This is a genomic window from Limnothrix sp. PR1529 (genome assembly GCF_002742025.1).
Lineage (GTDB): Bacteria > Cyanobacteriota > Cyanobacteriia > CACIAM-69d > CACIAM-69d > CACIAM-69d.
Genome location: NZ_LIRO01000056.1, coordinates 1 through 4,738 on the forward strand (window position 1 = coordinate 1; position 4,738 = coordinate 4,738).

Annotated in this window: 4 protein-coding genes; 2 read left to right on the forward strand and 2 right to left on the reverse strand. The window is 57.7% G+C overall.

The features are described from left to right. Positions 1–111: 111 nt before the first annotated feature. Complete coding sequence (locus AMR42_RS08700; protein ID WP_099533064.1) at positions 112–1,014, reverse strand: metal ABC transporter permease; 903 nt, start codon at positions 1,012–1,014, stop codon at positions 112–114. A gap of 63 nt (positions 1,015–1,077) precedes the next feature. After that, the gene (locus AMR42_RS08705) at positions 1,078–1,827 is read right to left on the reverse strand and encodes a metal ABC transporter ATP-binding protein (protein WP_099533065.1); all 750 of its coding nucleotides are present in this window, start codon (positions 1,825–1,827) and stop codon (positions 1,078–1,080) included. A gap of 451 nt (positions 1,828–2,278) precedes the next feature. On the opposite strand from AMR42_RS08705, the gene ilvN reads away from it, so the two are divergent. Both ilvN and AMR42_RS08715 read left to right on the forward strand, forming a co-directional pair. Beyond that, positions 2,279–2,797, forward strand: coding sequence for an acetolactate synthase small subunit (gene ilvN / locus AMR42_RS08710; protein ID WP_099533066.1), 519 nt, complete (start codon positions 2,279–2,281; stop codon positions 2,795–2,797). Between the two features lie 174 nt (positions 2,798–2,971). Further along, positions 2,972–4,279, forward strand: a complete 1,308-nt coding sequence (locus AMR42_RS08715) for a dihydrolipoamide acetyltransferase family protein (protein WP_099533067.1) — start codon at positions 2,972–2,974, stop codon at positions 4,277–4,279. Positions 4,280–4,738 lie beyond the last annotated feature (459 nt).

The following is a 4,738-nucleotide window of genomic DNA, read 5'->3' on the forward strand; positions in this document are numbered from 1 at the left end:
CCCCAATTCCCCACCTCTCCCAACCAAGGGCCACCCGCACAAACCATTCGCTAGTTGAGGTTAATCAACAGTTCACCGAAATTCACTGAGATCGCTGGCTCAGATTGGCTGTTAGTCCAGGTCTGCGGTCGGTTTGGGAGCTGCCGATTCCGCAACCTTGCCCGATCGCGGACGGATCGCCTTGGGGCGGGGACGGGTCAAAATTCCCTGGCTCGGGCTAAACAACAGGGCCATCAAAAACAACCCAAAAATCACTAGGGCGATCGCCGCGCCCGAGGGCAAATCCCAATAGAAACTGCTGTACATGCCCCCGATCGCGGCCAACACCCCTAAGCCAGCACCCACTAACATCATCATGTGCAGCTCTTTGACCAACAAATAGGCCGTGATGGCCGGGCCCACCAACATTGCGATCGCCATAATCACCCCCACCACCTTCAAGCTCGTCACGATCGCTAAGGTCACTCCGGCCATCAGGCTGTAGTGAATCCAAGTGGTGGGTAATCCGGCCGCTTCGGCTCCCAAGGGGTCAAAGGTATAAAACAGTAATTCTTTATAGTGCAGCTTAATTAAAACTAATAAAATCACCGCCACAATTACCCCATGGAGCAAATCTCCTTGGGTGACATTCAAAATATCGCCAAAGAGAAATCCTTCCAAATCGAGCTGTGTTTTGAGCAGTGAAATCAGGGCAATTCCTAAGCCAAAAAAGGTGGAGAAGGTTAGGGTCATGGCCGCATCAACCCGCACCCGCGATTGCTGTCGAATCCAGGCAATGACGAAGGTGCTGCACATGCCGGAAATGAACGCCCCGATCGATAAATCAATGCGCAGCGCGTTGGCGATCGCCAAACCGGGCATCACCGCATGGGCAATCACATCACCCAGCAGAGACATCCGCAGCACAATGAGATAACTGCCCACCACGGGACAAATTACGCCCACGATCATCCCGATCGCGATCGCATTGCGCACAAACTCATACTGCAAAGGATCAAGCAACCAGTCCAAAATTAGCCCTCAGCATTCGGGTGAATCAAATTTAGACCTCCAATCAGGATAGTCTCACGGGATTTGCTAACAGGCTAAAACCGATTCAAAGGGACTGTGGCGATCGGCCGTTTGCATATTTTCGCCATAGGCTCGCCGGATATTATCCAGGGTCATCACGGCCTGGGGCCGATCGTTCGCCAGGAGCGATCGATTCAGCAACAGCAGCCGATCGTATCGTTCCAGGGAGCTGCCCCACTCGTGAGAGCAAACTAACACCAAATGGCCTTGGGCGCGGAGTTCGGCAAACAGATTCAACAACACCTGTTCCGTTTGCTTGTCCACACCAGTAAAAGGTTCATCCAACAGAAAAAATTCTGCCTTTTGGGCCAGGGCCCGAGCCAAAAAAACCCGTTGCTGTTGCCCGCCAGAGAGGGAGCCGATCGGGCGATCGCGCAAATCCCAAATATTCACTTGCTCCATGGCCGATCGAGCTGCGGCCCGGGCTGCTGGGCCGGGCGATCGCCACCACCCCGCCGCCTTGGCAAAGGCCATCATCACCACCCGTTGCACCGTAATCGGATAGTCCCAGTCGATTTGTGACCGTTGGGGCACGTAGGCCACGCGATGGCGCAGTCGCCGCAAGGGCACACCCCGAAAGGTAATCATGCCCGATTCGATCGGCACAAGGCCCAGCAGGGCCTTGATCAGGGTGCTTTTGCCCGCGCCGTTGGGGCCAATCAGCCCCACCAATTCACCGGGCGCGAGGTCAAGCGAAACATCGTCCAGAACCGAGAGTCCGCGATAGCGAACACACAGCGATCGAACTTGCAGCATGGAGGCGATGGGTTCCAACCTAGGAAGGCCAACAAAACCGCCAGCCACCACCGCGCCTCAACAGCGCCGCACAATGGTGGTGGCTCACGGAAATGTCGAAGATTAGTTTGAGAATGATTCTCAAAAAAATTCTAACACCCCCCTGAGTCCCCGTCGCCCCCGGAATTGCCAAGCTCGATCGATCCCTGGGCGATCGATTGACCCCGCTGAATTACCGTCGAATTACCGCTGATTAGCCCCGATCGCGTCTTCTGCCGTCCCTCGGTTGGTTACCTGAGTTGGGCAATCGGAAGACCGCCAAATCGCCTAAACTGAAAGGCTGTCGCAAGATTTGGAATGCGATTGGGAATTGGGATCAGCATTGGGTGCGATTCACCTTAATTGGGTGTGATTCGCCTTTGGGATGCACCCGATCGATCGCCCGCTCTGGCCATCAGCCTTTCACCGAACCATGAAACACACCCTTTCTGTACTTGTCGAGGACGAAGCCGGCGTTTTGACGCGCATCGCGGGTCTTTTTGCCCGCCGGGGATACAACATCGAAAGCCTGGCCGTCGGCCCTGCCGAGCAAGGGGGCGTATCGCGAATCACGATGATCGTGTCCGGCGATGACCGGATCATTGAGCAAATCGTTAAACAGCTCTACAAACTGATCAACGTGATCAAAGTCCAAGACATCACCGAAGTGCCCTGTGTGGAACGGGAGTTGATGTTGGTGAAGGTGAATGCACCGAGCAGTGCCCGATCGGAAATTATTGAGCTGGCGCAAATTTTTCGGGCGCGGGTGGTGGATGTGTCTGACGACTCCCTCACGATCGAGGTGGTGGGCGACCCGGGCAAGATGGTAGCCATTCTGCAATTGCTGGAAAAATTTGGCGTGCGCGAGCTGGCCCGCACCGGCAAAATTGCCCTCACGCGCGAATCGGGCGTGAACACGGAATATCTGAAATCTGCTGACCTCCGCAACTAGGGCGCTTCCGGGGCCACCGACCGGTGAGCACCCGGCGTGACACGATCGATCCCTGACTCCGACGGCTCGATCGCCAACCAACGCCACCACCGTCCCCAACAGACGGTAAAATCTGACTTTGGCGAATTGCAGCCCAACCATTCAAGTCCTAGCGTTCCCCGGTACGATCGGCCCATGATTCACGAAGTCTTCATGCCTGCCCTTAGCTCCACGATGACCGAAGGCAAAATCGTCTCGTGGGAAAAAGCGCCGGGCGACAAAGTAGCCAAAGGCGAAACGATCCTCATCGTCGAGTCCGACAAGGCAGACATGGACGTGGAATCCTTTAACGAGGGCTACATGGCCGCGATCGTTGTTGATGCCGGTGGTTCCGCCCCTGTGGGTTCCACGATCGCCCTGATTGCCGAAACCGAAGCGGAAATTGAAGCCGCCAAGGCTCAAGCGGCCGGCCTGTCCGGTGGCGCAACTAGCGCCGCCCCGGCCGCCGCTTCGGCCCCGGCCGCCACGCCCGTTGCCACCCCGGTGGCCGTGGCCGCTGCCCCCAGCAATGGAGCCAGCGCCCCCGCAGCCAGCCCCAGCGGCCGCACGATCGCCTCGCCCCGTGCCAAGAAACTGGCCAAAGAACTGAAAGTTGACCTGAGTGGCCTGACCGGTTCGGGCCCCAACGGTCGGATCGTGGCTGAAGACGTGGAACGGGCCGCCGGTCGCACCCCGGCCGCTGCCCCTGCCCCGATCGCCGCACCCGTGGCCGCGCCGGCCGCTGCTCCCGCTCCGGCTGCCGCTGCTGCTGCACCCTTGCCACCCATGCCCGGTCAAGCCGTGGCCATGACCACCCTGCAAAAGGCCGTGGTCAACAACATGATGGTGAGCCTGAGCGTTCCCACCTTCCGCGTGGGCTACTCAATCACCACCGACAAGCTGGACGCACTCTACAAACAAGTAAAATCCAAGGGCGTGACCATGACCGCCCTGCTGGCCAAGGCCGTGGCCCTCAGCCTGCGCAAGCACCCGGTGGTGAACGCGGCCTATGCGACCGATGCGATCGCCTACCGCAGCGACATCAACATCGCCGTGGCCGTGGCCATGCCCGATGGTGGCCTGATCACCCCCGTGCTGAAGAATGCCGACCAGGTGGATCTCTATTCCCTGTCGCGCAACTGGCAAGACCTGGTGACCCGCGCCCGCAGCAAGCAGTTGCAGCCGGATGAGTACACCACCGGCACTTTCACCCTGTCGAACCTGGGGATGTTCGGGGTCGATCGCTTTGATGCGATTTTGCCGCCGGGCCAAGGGGCGATCTTGGCGGTGGGCGCTTCCAAGCCGACTGTGGTGGCCACCGATGACGGTTTGTTGGGCGTGAAGCGGGTGATGCAAGTGAACCTGACCGCTGATCACCGGATCATCTACGGTGCAGATTCGGCAGGCTTCCTGCGCGACTTGGCCGCCCTAATCGAAGGCGATGTGCAATCCCTGACGCTGTAGGTTTTCCTTAGCGCATTTTTCCGGCTGGCTCCAATTTTTCGTTGAGCATCATTAGCGCGATCGACCTAAACAGTCGATCGCGTTCTTGTTGGAGGCTTCATAGCGAGTGCTTGCGATTAACCCGCAGAAACAACCCAATTTGGCCGACCGGCATAGGCCCTTGCTTACTTTTTGCTTAAACCAATCAATTCCTGGATTAACAATTAATCCCCAGGATCCTTGCCAGGTAAGGTTTTATAAAAATGGCTCAGGCGGGATTTGAACCTGCGACCTTGGGCTTATGAGTCCGCGCCCTGTTTGATCGGAAACCCGCGCGGTGTAAGGGTTTCAGCAGAACCGAAGGGATCCCGTGATCTTAAATTGCGATTAATTGCCCGGTAGATGCACCGGGTTAGACGATCGCTCGATCGCCCAAGCGATCGTCTAAGCATTCCCCCAAAGTCCCCTGTCCCCCTAACC

What these genes read in the sequence shown, in the direction of transcription:
- AMR42_RS08705 (WP_099533065.1), bottom strand. Translation starts at nt 1,827, where the DNA reads ATGCTGCAAGTTCGATCGCTGTGTGTTCGCTATCGCGGACTCTCGGTT.
- ilvN (WP_099533066.1), top strand. Translation starts at nt 2,279, where the DNA reads ATGAAACACACCCTTTCTGTACTTGTCGAGGACGAAGCCGGCGTTTTG.
- AMR42_RS08715 (WP_099533067.1), top strand. Translation starts at nt 2,972, where the DNA reads ATGATTCACGAAGTCTTCATGCCTGCCCTTAGCTCCACGATGACCGAA.